Origin of the sequence: Ammoniphilus sp. YIM 78166, from assembly GCF_004522215.1 — a bacterium.
In the GTDB taxonomy this organism is placed as follows: Bacteria; Bacillota; Bacilli; order Aneurinibacillales; family RAOX-1; genus YIM-78166.
In genome coordinates, this window is record NZ_SDLR01000001.1 from 435640 (window position 1) to 450467 (window position 14828).

Annotated in this window: 16 protein-coding genes; 14 read left to right on the forward strand and 2 right to left on the reverse strand. The window is 44.7% G+C overall.

The window, feature by feature from the left end:
• Window positions 1–7 precede the first annotated feature (7 nt).
• From recN to EIZ58_RS02085, 5 genes are all read left to right on the forward strand, one after another.
• A complete protein-coding gene (gene recN, locus EIZ58_RS02065; protein WP_134698854.1) occupies window positions 8–1741 on the forward strand; it encodes a DNA repair protein RecN in 1734 nt (577 codons plus the stop codon).
• Window positions 1742–1882: 141 nt separating this feature from the next.
• Complete coding sequence (gene spoIVB / locus EIZ58_RS02070; RefSeq protein ID WP_134698855.1) at window positions 1883–3202, forward strand: SpoIVB peptidase; 1320 nt, start codon at window positions 1883–1885, stop codon at window positions 3200–3202.
• Window positions 3203–3472: 270 nt separating this feature from the next.
• Window positions 3473–4261, forward strand: a complete 789-nt coding sequence (gene spo0A / locus EIZ58_RS02075) for a sporulation transcription factor Spo0A (RefSeq protein WP_134698856.1) — start codon at window positions 3473–3475, stop codon at window positions 4259–4261.
• A gap of 136 nt (window positions 4262–4397) precedes the next feature.
• Window positions 4398–4937 (forward strand): DUF3231 family protein, encoded by a 540-nt coding sequence (locus EIZ58_RS02080; RefSeq protein ID WP_167577441.1) that lies wholly within the window; start codon window positions 4398–4400, stop codon window positions 4935–4937.
• A gap of 146 nt (window positions 4938–5083) precedes the next feature.
• Entirely contained in the window at window positions 5084–6433 is a 1350-nt protein-coding gene (locus EIZ58_RS02085) for a stalk domain-containing protein (protein ID WP_134698858.1), read from the forward strand.
• A gap of 36 nt (window positions 6434–6469) precedes the next feature.
• Here EIZ58_RS02085 and yppF read toward each other — a convergent pair whose 3' ends face one another.
• A complete protein-coding gene (gene yppF / locus EIZ58_RS02090; protein WP_167577442.1) occupies window positions 6470–6652 on the reverse strand; it encodes a YppF family protein in 183 nt (60 codons plus the stop codon).
• Between the two features lie 169 nt (window positions 6653–6821).
• Between yppF and EIZ58_RS02095 the strand changes: the two genes are divergently transcribed.
• From EIZ58_RS02095 to EIZ58_RS02125, 7 genes are all read left to right on the forward strand, one after another.
• Window positions 6822–7115 carry a YxcD family protein gene (locus EIZ58_RS02095; RefSeq protein ID WP_134698860.1) on the forward strand — a complete coding sequence of 98 codons (294 nt, stop codon included), beginning with the start codon at window positions 6822–6824 and terminating at the stop codon, window positions 7113–7115.
• A 132-nt stretch (window positions 7116–7247) separates the two neighbouring features.
• Window positions 7248–7826 carry a YkoP family protein gene (locus EIZ58_RS02100; protein WP_134698861.1) on the forward strand — a complete coding sequence of 193 codons (579 nt, stop codon included), beginning with the start codon at window positions 7248–7250 and terminating at the stop codon, window positions 7824–7826.
• A 28-nt stretch (window positions 7827–7854) separates the two neighbouring features.
• Window positions 7855–8037: a hypothetical protein gene (locus EIZ58_RS02105; RefSeq protein ID WP_134698862.1), complete on the forward strand. Its 183-nt coding sequence runs from the start codon at window positions 7855–7857 to the stop codon at window positions 8035–8037.
• A gap of 11 nt (window positions 8038–8048) precedes the next feature.
• Window positions 8049–9179 carry a putative cytokinetic ring protein SteA gene (gene steA / locus EIZ58_RS02110; protein ID WP_240688918.1) on the forward strand — a complete coding sequence of 377 codons (1131 nt, stop codon included), beginning with the start codon at window positions 8049–8051 and terminating at the stop codon, window positions 9177–9179.
• 7 nt (window positions 9180–9186) lie between these two features.
• A complete protein-coding gene (locus EIZ58_RS02115) occupies window positions 9187–9732 on the forward strand; it encodes a copper transporter (RefSeq protein WP_134698864.1) in 546 nt (181 codons plus the stop codon).
• The gene (locus tag EIZ58_RS02120; protein WP_134698865.1) at window positions 9722–10390 is read left to right on the forward strand and encodes a glycosyltransferase family 2 protein; all 669 of its coding nucleotides are present in this window, start codon (window positions 9722–9724) and stop codon (window positions 10388–10390) included. Before EIZ58_RS02115 ends, EIZ58_RS02120 begins: the two co-directional genes overlap by 11 nt.
• Complete coding sequence (locus EIZ58_RS02125) at window positions 10375–11220, forward strand: hypothetical protein (RefSeq protein WP_134698866.1); 846 nt, start codon at window positions 10375–10377, stop codon at window positions 11218–11220. The genes EIZ58_RS02120 and EIZ58_RS02125 overlap by 16 nt, the downstream gene beginning before the upstream one ends.
• 16 nt (window positions 11221–11236) lie before the next feature.
• On the opposite strand, the gene EIZ58_RS02130 is transcribed toward EIZ58_RS02125, so the two are convergent.
• On the reverse strand, window positions 11237–11464 hold the full coding sequence (locus EIZ58_RS02130) for a DUF2627 family protein (protein ID WP_134698867.1): 228 nt from the start codon (window positions 11462–11464) through the stop codon (window positions 11237–11239).
• Window positions 11465–11597: 133 nt separating this feature from the next.
• Between EIZ58_RS02130 and EIZ58_RS02135 the strand changes: the two genes are divergently transcribed.
• Both EIZ58_RS02135 and ptb read left to right on the forward strand, forming a co-directional pair.
• The gene (locus tag EIZ58_RS02135; RefSeq protein WP_134698868.1) at window positions 11598–13670 is read left to right on the forward strand and encodes a sigma 54-interacting transcriptional regulator; all 2073 of its coding nucleotides are present in this window, start codon (window positions 11598–11600) and stop codon (window positions 13668–13670) included.
• A 204-nt stretch (window positions 13671–13874) separates the two neighbouring features.
• Complete coding sequence (ptb, locus tag EIZ58_RS02140; RefSeq protein ID WP_134698869.1) at window positions 13875–14813, forward strand: phosphate butyryltransferase; 939 nt, start codon at window positions 13875–13877, stop codon at window positions 14811–14813.
• The last annotated feature ends 15 nt before the right edge of the window (window positions 14814–14828 follow it).

Below are 14828 nucleotides of genomic sequence, written 5' to 3' on the forward strand. Positions count from 1 at the left end.
AAACGAGATGATTGTAGAACTATCGATTAAAAATCTAGCGGTTATTAAGCACGTAACTATCCCTTTTCAACGGGGCTTGAATATCTTGACGGGAGAAACGGGCGCTGGAAAGTCCATCTTAATTGATGCCCTTGGTTTCTTGCTTGGGGGCAGGGGTTCTTCGGATTACGTGCGATACGGGGAAAAAAAAGCAGAAATTGAAGCTCTGTTTGAGATTGAGCCTGTACACCCTGTAATCAGCTTGTTGCCCCAATTGGGAATTGATCCCCCTGAGGATGGCATGCTCATTATCAAACGAGAGATTACCGCTCAAGGAAAGAGCATCTGTAGAATTAACGGACAATTGGTGACCTTAGCCACCCTTAAAGAGGTAGGTCCATGGCTTGTCAACATTCATGGGCAGCATGAGCACCAATCTTTAATGGATAGCGATCGCCACTTGAATTGGCTTGATGCCTTTGCCGGGGAGGAACTGAAGCAATGCAAGGACGAATATTCTTCCGTTTACCGTGACTATAAAACGGCTCGCTCTGAATATATTAAATTCGCGAAAAACGAGCAGCATATGGCCCAGCGGCAGGATATGCTGTCCTTTCAGCTGCAAGAAATAACAGAAGCCGATCTTCAGCCCCTAGAGGATGAAGATTTGACAAAGGAAAAACATCGCTTAGCTAATAGCGAGAAGCTATATAAGGGAGTCGATGATGCCTATGTGGCTCTTACGGGCGAACAAGCTTCTTTAGATTGGGTAGGGTTGGCTTTATCCCATTTAGAAACTGTCTCCGGCTATGATGAGCAGCTAGGCCAAGTGCAAGGTCAATTAGAAAGTGTGTTTTTTCAGCTCGAGGAAGTGGCTAGATCGCTGCGTTCCTACCGTGAGGGGTTAGAATTTGATCCTTACCGCTTACAGGAGATTGAAGATCGTCTGAGCGAAATCCAACGTCTGAAGCGGAAGTACGGGCGAAGCGTGGAAGAAATTCTTGAGCATGCCGCCTCCATTGAAGATGAGCTGGACACGATCGTCAACCGGGAGCAGCGGATGGAAGGCTTAAAGCAAAGAGTTCGAGAACTGTCCCAGGATCTTGCTGTCGAGGCCATGGAGCTTACTTCCCAGCGAACTCTTACCGCAGAGCGGTTAAGCGAAAAAATTGAAGAACAATTAAAAGACCTCCATATGGAAAAAGCTAAATTTTCGATTCAAATCCGCCAAGTGGAGGACGCTCAAGGTATAGAGGTAAACGGAACAAAGGTAAAAGCTAGGGAGAGCGGGATTGACGATGTGGAGTTTATGATCTCGCCGAATCCAGGGGAGCCATTGCGCCCTGTTGCTAAAATTGCCTCTGGTGGGGAGTTGTCCCGTATTATGCTCGGAATGAAAGCCATTTTGGCAAATTTGGAGCCGATTGGAACCTTGATTTTTGATGAGGTGGATACGGGAGTCAGCGGCCGCGCCGCTCAAGCTATCGCAGAAAAGCTGGTAACCGTTTCTCAAAACAAACAAGTCCTCTGCATTACGCACTTACCGCAGATGGCCTGTATGGCGGATGCCCATTTCTTTATTTCGAAGCATGCCACTGAAACGGAAACACAGACACATGTTCACCACTTAGATAAAGATGAACGTGTCAATGAATTAGCTCGCTTGCTGGGTGGTGTGGAAGTGACTAACACCACGCGAAACCATGCGAAAGAAATGCTTAAGCTGGCCAAACAAAGCAAAGAAAAGATATATGCTTATTAAAATCAAAAGGAATCCCGCTTTTCCAGGGATTCCTTTTGATTTGAATGCGATTTTCGGTTATAAATGGCGTGGCCTAGGGCAAGATTATAGATACAGTCACGATGGAGGTGTAGGTAGGGGAAAGTAGGAGTGTGATACCCGTTGACGCAACAAGTTAAGAAAAAATGGCTTGGGTTTCTTTTATTAGTATTATCCATTTGTGCTGTTTTTTCCACACCTTTTCAGGATTTTGCCTCTCTTCCTGATGAAATTCGCCTGTTTCAGGGATCTATTGAACAGTTAAGACTCTCCATGCCGGTTACTGGCTCCATTGCAGCAAGCAATCCGAATGTCGTCGACATAAATGGCACCTCAGGAACTGAGGCCAGTATCGACTTTAGTTCTCCGGTGACAATCAACTCCAAGCAAAGCGGAGAAACAGAGCTTCAGCTCAAAGTCGGAAATGTTCCGATCAAAACCGTTAAAGTAAATGTCCTGGATGAGTTCAAGGTTTATCCTGGAGGTCAATCTATTGGAGTGCAGCTGCAAACAGCCGGGGTTCTCGTGGTGGGTCACCATCTGGTCGATACAGGGTCTGAAAAGATCTCACCCGGAGAGCTAGCGAAGATTCGAGTAGGAGATATGATCCTGAAGATCAACGGTATGTTCATTAATGACATTGAAGAGGTTGGCAAGCTTGTTAAGGAAGCGGGAGAGAAAAACCAAACTCTGACCCTCTTGGTCGCGCGGGGAGAGGAAAAATTGGAAGTTCAGCTGACGCCCGTGCATGATGCGAAGGAAAAGGCCTATAGGATGGGGCTCTATATTCGAGATAGTGCAGCAGGTGTTGGAACGTTGACCTTCTATGATCCCAAGAGCAAAAGATATGGTGCACTAGGGCATGTCATCTCTGACATTGATACAGGAAAGCCAATCGTCGTTGGTGATGGTCATGTGGTGCAATCAAGAGTCACCTCAATCGAAAAAGGGATGAATGGGGCTCCAGGAGAAAAATTTGCGATTTTCCAGAATGAAAAAGAAAAGTTGGGCAATATCACCAAAAATACTCCATTCGGGATATTTGGGAAAATGGACAAGTATCCAGATAACAACCTAGTAAATGAACCCCTGCCTATTGCGCTTACAGAGCAGGTGGAAGAGGGTCCCGCTCAGATATTAACTGTCGTGGATGGACAGAAGGTGGAAAAGTTTGATATTGAGATTGTGAATGTCATTCAGCAACGCTTTCCAGCCACGAAAGGGATGATTATTAAAGTTACAGATCCTAGGTTATTGGAAAAGACTGGCGGAATTGTACAAGGGATGAGTGGCAGCCCTATTATTCAAAAGGGACGACTTGTCGGCGCCGTCACCCATGTGTTTGTAAATGACCCGACTTCAGGTTATGGGCTGTTTATCGAATGGATGCTGCAAGATGCGGGGATAGACATTTATGATCAAAAGAAACTCAAGGCCGGTTAATTTGCGCCTTGAGTTTTTTTTGGGCCATTCCATGCATAAGATGGATAGGAAGAAGTGGATAGCCACAACCATGCTTTTGGATTATAATTGGAACAGATGATGCGCGAAAAATAATTTGATGAAAGTAAAAGAAATTTGTCGAAAAAATAAAAGTAATAAAAATATTACTGTATTTCCACTAGAATGGCAGGAATATTTGAGCGTTTGTCGAAAAAATATAAACAGTGAAACTAGACCGATGCTGATTATGATTAAAGGGGAGATGGAGACTTGAGTACGATTCGTGTTGTATTAGCTGACGATAATCGTGAATTTACGGAATTGCTTAAGGAGTATATTAACAGTCAAGGAGACATGGAAGTAACCGGAATTGCCTTCAACGGAAACGAGGTTTTTAAGATCTTTGAACGTGATGGAATTCCAGACGTGCTTATCTTAGATATTATCATGCCTCATTTGGACGGTTTAGCGGTACTTGAGCATATTCGTAGCCTAGATACTGGACATCAGCCTAAGGTGATTATGCTTACGGCGTTTGGACAGGAAGAAGTCACGAAAAAAGCGGTGGAGCTAGGCGCTTCCTATTATATTTTGAAGCCTTTCGATATGGATGTATTAGCGAACCGCATTCGTCAAGTGGCCGGAAGCACGAGCTCTTATACACTTAAGCCTATTATCAAGACCCCAACCGCCGCAACCAAGACGAAATCCCTCGATCAGAACATTACTTCTATTATTCATGAGATTGGAGTTCCAGCCCACATTAAGGGCTATATGTACCTTCGAGAAGCGATTACCATGGTGTATAACGATGTGGAGCTTCTGGGTTCTATTACTAAAGTTCTTTATCCTGATATCGCCAAGAAGTTTAACACAACAGCGAGCCGAGTAGAACGGGCGATTCGCCATGCTATTGAAGTAGCTTGGTCTCGAGGCAATATGGATTCTATTGGAACATTATTTGGCTATACCGTCAGCAATTCGAAGGCGAAGCCTACGAATAGCGAATTCATCGCGATGGTGGCGGATAAGCTGCGGATTGAGAATCGAGTGGGCTGAAAGAAAGAGGAGTAAGAGAATTGACTTATGACCATTGAATTTTTCATTCATTGGTCTTTTTGTTTTGTTTGAATAAAAGACCCCTTCAAAAGAGACCTTATACATATATTAAGAAGAAATTAAGGGGATGCAAGTTGTGCCAAACCTCATTCAGACTATTCAAAATGCCTTTCATACTATAGCGGATGACGAATCTATGCCGCCGGTAAATGTACTTGAAGCTTCTGCATGCTGGTTGTATTACGGAATTGCGAGAGAAGCCATCTCATTCGAAGAGGCGGGGTTAAACACCACGGATGACGATGAATTAAAAGGAATGCTAAAGGATGCAATCGACCTCTGTAAGAGCCATTCCAATCAATTGGAGCAATTTATGAAAGCGGAAGGAATTTCGTTACCGCCTGTTTCTGCGTCTAAGCCGATTACGGACCCAAAGGATATACCATTAGGGGTTAAACTAACAGATGACGAAATCTCGAACGGCTTGGCACTTAAAATCCTAGCCATGTCTACGAATGCATCCACAGGCGCTTCGCAATCAGTAAGAACCGATGTGGGGGCGATGTGGGTTCAATTTCTAAATGAATCTTTGGCTTTTGGCATGACCCTGAAAACCAAAATGAGAAAAAGAGGATGGGCCAAGATTCCTCCAGCTTATACCCCTCCAGGCAGTTGAAAAAAAGTCCAACCTAGGAGCAACTTTTTCAGGTTTGTGCGCGTCTAATATATTAACTAAACTATAACGGATAGTTTAGGTTTGAGAGTTTGCCTCCCTGTGTGATAATAGGGAGGCTTTTTTTTCAACGATAGGGAGGTAAGGTCTTGAGAGCAATAAGCGTTCTAATGTCCTTTATCATTCTGTTTACTTTTTCAGCTTGTATTAAAGCCAATCCGTCGGAAGAAGTAATCGTACATATTCAAGTGAATGGCTTGCCCATTACCATGGCAGATTCCCCGCCCTATATTGACACTCGCAGCAATCGGACGATGGTGCCCATCCGTTTTGTTGCTGAGTATCTAGGAGGTACTGTGAGTTGGGATGCAGATAAGCAGCAGGTCTTGATTCAAAAGGATGGTATAAAGATGGAGTTGACCATTGGACGAACGGAAGCTATGGTTAACGGTAAAAAAATAGGGTTAGATACAAGCCCGCTGATCAAGCATAATCGTACCTATGTCCCTGTTCGTTTCGTCAGTGAGTCCCTCCAGGCTACTGTAGGATGGGATTCGGCTACCAGCACCATAATCATTCATTCCCATGCACTTCCCAAGAAGGAAACAGTCTCTGATCAAGGAATATATGGGGTCTATATAGGACAACATGCACAACAAGTGGTGGAAATGCACGGGTCCCCAGCCCGAAAGGAGCCTAGTTCATTAGGGTACGAGTGGTGGGTGTACAATCAGAATCTAGAATCGTATATGCAAATCGGAGTAAAAGAAGGAAAGGTTGTCGATGTATATTCACCTTCTAAATCATGGAGATTTAAAGGTATTCAAGTGGGTTCCACCAAGCAACAGTTGCTGAGTCAGTTTACTTTTCAGCCTACACTCCAATTTCAATACGATGGAGCTACCTTTTCTCTTGAAAACCAAAGCAAAGAGCGCCCTGTATTTTTAGATGGGGAACCTATTATTGTCTATCTTGATGTTCACGACGGAGAAAAGGTTACGGCCATCCGCCTGATCGAGAAAGAATACCTCGTGAAAAGCCAGAATTATGCGTTAAAGTGGAGCTACAGTGGTCAGGCACCCCACGTGAAAGCCAACCCCATAACTCTCGAAGAAGAGCAGAGGGTGAAGAAAGGACTCGAAGCGCAGGTACTAGACCTTGTTAACGTATCAAGGCAGAGGGAGGGGCTTCCTATAGTCGTTTGGAATGAGCATGCCGCAGCCGTAGCCAGGAAGCATAGTTTGGATATGCTGACCCAGAACTACTTTGATCATGTGTCAAAAGCGGGTCTATCTCCCTTTGATAGGCTAAATCAGGGTGGCGTAAAGTTTAGGACAGCCGGGGAAAACATTGCTGCAGGATATCATGATGCCATAGAGGTCCACCACGGATGGATGAATTCTATAGGTCATCGCAAGAATATCTTGCACAAGGATTTTAAAACTCTGGGGGTAGGTGTTGAGGGGGACTATTATACCCAAAATTTTGTCACACCGTAATGATAGGGTGTCCCCACGTAGGGGCACCCTCGTCTTTTATGCATATTCAGGCTTGCTTGCCCCTTGTAGGTTGAGCTCACGAAATAGGTTCTGATATTGGGCGATGGATAGGTTGCCAAGGATATAGCATCGCTGGGTGAAGTCTAAGAGTTCATCGGCGTTTGAGGGGGGAGCTTGTTTGACTCGGATAAATTCATGGACTAACATTTCTAATGTCATTAAAAATCCCTCCATATGATAACGTTTACATAATCATATCATCAAATGGTTTTATCCATTTTCTTTTAGAAAATTTAAACTTCCGACAAAATCCAACAGATATCGTTTTGCGTGTATTCCTAGTGATATACTATAATAAAGAGAAATGGAACGGAGGGTGAAAGAAACAGTGCAAACTATTAAACTCACAGAACAAGACATAGTGAATGCGATTTGCCTATATATTGCTGATAAGAAGCAGCTAAACCCGCAGGATGTGGAAGTAGAATTGATGTGGGACGAAGATTATGGTTTCTCCGCCGAAGTGGAAGCTCTTTCGAGAAAGCAGGTCTTGATTGAGGCGAATATGATTGAAGCTATACGATTTTGGATTCACCACCAGCTGCAGCGAGATCCATTCGGAGCAGCTCTGGAACTCGTATTGGATGATGAAGAAGGAATCATCGCTCACGCGCGTTACTAACATACAAAAATAAAGAAAGAGTACCATCCATTGGATGGTGCTTTTTCTTTTTCCTCAGGCATTTTCCACCCTAACATGGGAAAAATAATTCATATCTATTTCTATCTCAACTGCTAAGCAGAGGTGATAAGCATGTTCCAAACCATGATCTTACCCCTATGGGGCTTAGTAGATCAGATTTATTACCAGTTCAATCGCCTTCAGTTAATCGATATAGAGGACCAAAATGTTTTTCGAGTGAGGCTATCAACCTACCGTGGCGCCCCTTTAGTTTTAGATAGTGGGGACGTGATTCGTTCCGGAGACCTTTTACTGAAGATTCACTTGTACAATTATCAGCTTATGAAGCAAATGTGCCATCTAGAATCAGATATCCGGCGAGCCCTTTACGTCTATGAAGCTGTTGAGCATTCCTTGCCGGGACTGGCAAGATACTTAAGCGAACATCCAAGATCAAATGAAATCAAGGCGGTGCTGGGAGTCACCGTACTCAACCGCGGGATAAAGAGGCTAGGCTTTCAATCATTTGAACTGGACAATAGCTTGTATCGAGCATGGAAAAAAGCATACATGATTCCCATGTACTGTTTATGCCATGGCCAATGGTCCTTACCTAGCTTGCAAAAATTAGAGCCCAAGTTTGTGGTCATGGGTCGCACTCAATTGCTGCAGAGGTTCTTGAATAATCTGGAAACGAATAGTACAAAATGAAAAATATGGTCCTGTTTGGGAGGACGGCATGAGAACAGTGAAAAGTTTTACAGCTGACAACGAATTTGTTTTAACAGATCAAATTAATATGTATGCCAAAGGCAATGAATTGGATGTAGTATCTCTTCAGACTCATGTTGTGGAGAAGGAGGGGCGCATCATGTTCAGTGCGTTTGTTGTTTATGAATGGACGGAGGAAGCGGGATCATAGGGGGTGAGCGCTTGTTTCCCAAAAAAGCGAAGTCAGCAATTCGAGGCACTGTGGTCATTGACCGCAAGACAAAACAGTTGCTGAAGCGAATTAGGCCCGGCCAGATTGCAATCTTGGATCATGAAGATATTGATGAAATTGCTGCAAGAGACCTCGTGGCTGCGAGAGTGAAAGCGGTCGTGAACATGGCCCAGTCTATGTCTGGCAGCTACATGAGTGTTGGAGCAAAGATCTTGTTGCATCACGGTATTCCTTTATTTGATTGTGAAAGAGCATTAGATTCTCTGCAGGATGGGGATCTTGCAGAGATTCGTGAAAATCTGCTGATTTGCCGATCTTTTTCCTTACATCTGCGTGTTGTGACAGAAGAAGAGATTATGGACAAGATGAAGCTCGCCGAAAGGAACTTGCAAAGCAGATTAAACCAATTTGTGGACAACACCCTTTCTTATGCGAACAAGGAAAAAGATTATTATTCTACCCCGCTCCCGAACCTTCCTCTTAAAGTAAAAATCAGATCCAGGCATGTGTTAATCGTGGTTCGCGGTAAGCATTATCGGGAGGACTTGCGCGCGATCCGCTCTTACATAGAGGACTATAGACCGATACTGATTGGCGTAGATGGAGGGGCCGATGCCTTATTAGAGGAAGGGTGGAAACCGGATATCATTATTGGAGATATGGATAGTATATCTGACCATGCGCTTAGAACAGGTGCTGAAATTATTGTGCATGCTTATCCAGATGGTCATGCCCCTGCGAGCTCCCGCTTGGACAGCTTGGGCGTGATTTTTCATGTACTACCTGCATCTGGCACGAGTGAAGATGTGGCCATGCTCTTTGCCTATGAACAAGGTGCAGACTGGATTGTAGCCCTCGGAGCTCATTCCAACATGATCGACTTTTTGGAAAAAGGAAGAAAAGGGATGGCAAGCACCGTATTAGTTCGCATGAAAATGGGGATGAAGCTAATAGATGCAAAAGGCGTTAGCATGCTGTACCAGAAAAGAGTAAAATGGAAAAATTTCTTCTTTTTGAGCTCAGCAGCAGCTGTACCGGCGATCGCAGCCAGCATCATCAGCCCAGCGGTTCGTCAATTTTGGCATCTGCTTTGGCTACAACTTAAATATTTCATAATGTAGGTGAAACATGATCACGCTTCGCTATCATATCATAAGCATCTCTGCCGTCTTTTTATCACTGGGGTTAGGGATTATATTGGGCGGGAGCATTGGGCAAAACTGGATCAATGAAAAGCAACAAACGTTGCTTCTGAGTCTCGAAGGAAAGTATGATCAGGCGGTGAAAAGTAATAAAGACTTGCAGGAGCAGATTCAAGATCTAAGTGATCGGATAGAACAATCCAATCAGGAATTTAGTGCTCTCGTAAGTACAGGATATCTTGCCATGCTAGAAGGAAAAAGGGTAGGGATATGGGCACAGAAAAAGGATGAAGAGCACGTTATTACTAACCTTTTAGAATCCGCAGGGTTAGAAGTGATACATGTGGGAACCGACAAACCGGCACAATCACTTCCGATCATCTTCATTGGCGAACCCTATCCTCCATGGTTTGCAGAGGTAGAAGAAAATTTTAGGTTGCCCTTAGATCAGCCTCGGCTGGCGCCTTCTGAGCAATGGGAATTATTAAGAAAGATCCAGCACGTTTACAAGGAGAACTACCATGAGTATTAGTGCCATTCTCCCAGCCTTTAACGAAGAGCGGACATTGCCGCACACACTCGAGAGTTTAAGGAAGGTTAGCGATATTAGGGAAATCATTGTTGTGGATGATGGAAGTCAAGATGGCACTTACCGAATAGCCAGAGAGCTTGCGGACCACGTGATAGCCTTGCCAGGCAACTGTGGGAAGGGAGAAGCAATGAAACAGGGCTATCAGGCGGCCAAAGGCGAGATTCTCGTATTCCTAGATAGTGATCTGGGACAGACCGCTAGCTTAGCTTATGAGCTTATCCAACCTGTACAGCTGGGGTCAGCCGATATGAGTATCGCCATTTTTCCTCCAGCTCAAAAAAAATCAGGTTTTGGTTTAGTGAAAGGCTTAGCCCGAACAGGGATTAAGAAGCTGACAGGCTTTCAACCGGTTTCACCCCTCTCGGGTCAAAGAGCGTTGACTAGGCAGGCAGCGGATGCCGTTCAGCAATGGAATGTTCGCTTTGGAATTGAGGTAGGCATGACCATTGACGTGCTTCGGGCAGGCTTACGAATCGTAGAAACGCCCATTTCTTTTTCCCATCGGGAATCAGGAAGGGACCTGGCAGGGTTTATCCATCGCGGGAGACAAATGGTCGATGTGGGAAGGATGCTGAAGAAAAAATGGTCAGTACCATAGCGATAACCCTAGCAACTGGAGGAGTAGCGACATGGTTGGCGCTGACTTGGCTTTATCCCCGTCTCCTTCGATTCCTGTGGAGAAGGGAAATGTATAAGCCAAACTTTCAAGGGAAACCCATTCCAGTGGGGGTCGGCTGGCTCATTCCAATGAGCCAATTTTTCATCTGGCCAGGTACTTTGACTTCTCCTTATCTTCGCATGTGGATGGTCCAGACCCTCGTGGTTTGGGGAATGGCTTATGCAGGCTGGCGGGATGACCGATTAGGAGGTTTGGAGGCGAAGGGGCTAAGAGGCCACTTTCTTTTGTGGTGGAAGGAAGGAAGGATTAGCACAGGAATTGTAAAGGTGATGGCAGCGTGTGTACTGGGTACAGGGGTAAGCATCCTCTATTCTTCCTCAGCACTTGAATTCTTTCTTCACTTGTTTCAGTTGCTTCTCCTGACCAATCTGGTTAATCTGCTGGATCTAAGACCAGGTCGTGCAATCAAAGGCTTTCTTCTGATGTTCCTCCTTTTGCTTCTCCTTACCGGTCTTCAATTACCGGTAGCACTGTGGTTGCCTACCATAGTGGCAGCTCTATTCCTTCTCCGTGACGATTTGCGGGCAAGTTCGATGCTGGGGGACACAGGCTCCAACAGTCTGGGCTTGCTACTCGGCTGCTGGATTGTCTTCGCCAGTCCGACCGTATTGAAGTGGAGTGTCCTCTGTTTATCAGCATTCATCCATCTGTACGCTGAAAAACACTCCCTATCTATCCTAATTAAAAATACCCCCTTTCTCAATTGGCTGGACATGTGGGGGCGCAGTCATGAAAAAGAACCTGGATAGTCCAGGTTCTTTTTCATTATGCTTGTTTCTTTTTCTTGTCCCGATGAACAAACCAACCGGCAATAAAGGCAATACCTAGGAGAAAAAGAAATAGTCCCGCTATAAATTTTAGGGTAGGGAAAGGAGTATCGGTGCTAGCAAAGCTATAAAAAAGGGCATCGCGCATGATGTTCCAACCGTAAGCGGAGAGCAGCCCAGGAATAGCAATAATAAGAACGGCTAACAATCGTTGAGCTAATAACATTTTTTCACCGCCCTCTAGATGAGTGATCTTCTACTATGATAATGAAAAAAAGTCTGCTTGTCCACAGAGTTGAAATTTATTCACATTCAGCCTATGCTAATAATAAGGGAACTTTGAAGGAGACGGAGGGCTCATGACGAAAAGAATTTTAATCGTAGGTGCGGGACAGGCAGGCACGGCATTAATGAAAGCGCTCATATCCCTGGACTGGATCTCTATTGTCTCCGTTATCGATGCGAATCCAGCTGCACCGGGGCTGCTTCTAGCTAAGGAGAAGAACATTCCAGTCGGAAGGTCCATTATGGAAATCGCAAGTCAGACCATTGATGTGATCGTCGAAACAACAGGAGATCCAGGAGTTTATGAAGATTTGCAACGGGTGAAAGATTCCAGTACGATCCTAATCCCGGGGACTGTCGTCAACATTATGATGGTATTAATAGACCAGAGGGAAAGCTTAATTCGCGAGCTAGAGTATAAAAGTAAAGAGCTAAACACTTTCTTGGATTCGACTCACGATGCGATCATTGCCGTGAATGCGGAAGGAATCATCACTCTATTCAACCGTTCCGCTGAACGGATAACGGAACTGAAGTGTGCGGAGGTATTGGGCACTAATGCCAAAGATTCGATTCCGAATACTCGGCTTGATATCATCTTAAAATCTGGTGAACCAGAGCTGAATCGGGAACAAGTTCTTCACAATCACAAGCGAATCATTACGAACCGGGTACCTGTTTATGACCATACCGGAAAAATCATGGGAGCGGTGGCTGTGTTTCGCGATATTACAGATGTCATTACTCTTGCTGAAGAAATTACGGACCTGAAAGGAGTTCAGACCTTTCTAGAGGCTGTCATTAACTCATCAGAAGATGCGATTTCTGTTGTGGATGCAAGAGGGTATGGCATGCTGATTAATCCGGCGTATAGTCGATTGACCGGTCTATCATCAGGTGACATCTTGGGTAAGCCTGCAGATGTGGATATTTCTGAAGGAGAAAGCATGCACTTAAAAGTCCTTCATACGCGTAAACCAGTAAGAGGGGTTCATATGAAGGTGGGGCCCAAAAAGAAGGATGTGCTGGTTAACGTTGCCCCTGTCATTGTAGACGGGCAACTAAAAGGAAGTGTCGGGGTTATTCATGATGTTACGGAGTTTAAGAGGCTAGCGGAGGAATTAGAAAAGGCTAAGCGGATCATCCGAACGCTAGAAGCCAAGTACACCTTTGAGGACATTATTGGCTTAAGTGACTCCATGCTTCTGGCCGTTGAACAAGCTCAAAAAGCTGCTTCCACTCCGGCAACCGTGCTGTTACGAGGAGAGTCGGGTACGGGGAAGGAACTGTTTGCCCATGCCATTCACAATGAAAGCAACCGTAAATATAACCAGTTTATCCGGGTAAATTGTGCAGCCATTTCCGACCAACTCCTGGAAAGTGAATTATTTGGCTATGAAGAAGGGGCTTTTACAGGGGCAAAAAAAGGGGGAAAGCGTGGGCTGTTTGAAGAAGCAAGCGGCGGAACCATTTTTCTCGACGAAATTGGAGAAATGTCGTTAAATACCCAAGCGAAATTACTTCGAGTGCTCCAGGAAAAGGAGATCATTAGAGTGGGTGGTACCAAGTCCATCTCCGTCGATGTTCGTATTATAGCCGCTACGCACGTGAATATAGAAAAAGCCATTCAGTTAGGGAAATTCCGCGAAGATTTATATTACAGGCTCAATATGATGCCGATTATCATACCACCGCTTCGATACAGAAAAGAAGACATCTTGCCCTTATCTCTTCATCTTATCCGCAAATTTAACCAAGAGTATGGTCGAGCCGTTACGGGTCTGCATCCCCATGCAGTTCAGAGGCTTCAAGACTATAATTGGCCTGGCAATGTTCGAGAGTTAGAAAATGTACTAGGAAGGTCTATCATTAATATGAGGTTTAGCGAGGTGCAAATTGAGGCTCGCCATCTTCCGGAACTAACGGTGGGAAGGGGAGTGGAAGAACTTCCAAACTCCTTAACGGTTGCCCATCCGGTAGGACCTACAGGGACACAGAAGCTCTCGGATATCTTAGATACTGTAGAGAGAAGTGTAATCCAAAAAACGTATGAGGAAAGTGGTAGAAACAAAACAGAAACAGCTAAACGATTAGGTCTTTCCATTCGAAGCTTATATTACAAGCTAGAAAAATATGAACTCGTTTAGAGTATGTAAATGATTGCCTGCAATTTTTTGCAGGCTTTTTGCATGTTTTTGCAGGCTGAAGGTGAAGAAACCTGATGATACAGTTGGAAGCGCTTCCTGTGAGAGCTGGCACGCCTTTTGCTTATTACATAGGTGCCTTCCCTTTGGTGCAAGCTAATCAATATATTGACTAATTTTGATGATCTTAACATAAAGGGGAAGCCTATGAAAAATTTTTCTGATATCCTTCAGATGGCCAAAGAGTCTCCTTGTCTTCGTGTTTCCGTTGCCGTAGCAGAGGATGCTGAGGTTCTAGAATCTGTTGCTGCAGCAGTAAAAGAAGACATTGCCCAGTTTGTATTATTTGGCAATAAGGAGCGAATTCGAGATCTTGCAGAGAGAGAAAGAATATCATTAAATGGCACCGAAGTAGTAAATATAAGAGATCCGATCCGGGCGTGTAGGGAGGCAGTTGCCTCTGTTAATAAGGGAGATGCGGATGTCGTAATGAAAGGAATGGTCTCGACTAAAGACGTGCTGAAGGCCGTACTGGATAAGGACGTCGGCTTGCGCTCCGGTAAAGTGTTAAGTCATGTAGCGGTGTTCGATATGCCTCGCTATGACCGATTATTATTTTTGACGGATGCGGCGATGAACATAGCACCTACATTAGAAAATAAAATACAGATCATTGAAAATGCGGCTGTTATTTGCCGAGCCTTAGGGGTACAAAGACCTAAGGTAGCCTGCGTTGCGGCCGTCGAAACGATTAATACCGACATGTCAGCAACGGTGGATGCTGCTTTGCTCAGTAAAATGTCCGAACGGGGGCAAATCAAGGATGTAGACATTGATGGGCCGCTCGGCTTAGATATCGCTATATCTTTGGAGGCAGCCGAGCATAAAGGGGTAGGCGGAAAAGTAGCGGGTAATGCTGACTTGCTTCTTGTCCCGAATATTGAATCGGGTAATATACTATACAAATCAATGGTTTATTTTGCTGGTGCAAGGGTTGGTGGCCTGATCGCTGGAGCTAAGGCACCGGTAGTTCTTACTTCACGTACAGATACCCATGAATCAAAGCTATATTCGATTGCATTAGCTTGCGTGGTCGCTTATCAGAACTTTAACCAAGGAATCATGAAAAGGATGATTCAAGCATGAGGGGGAAACACTCCA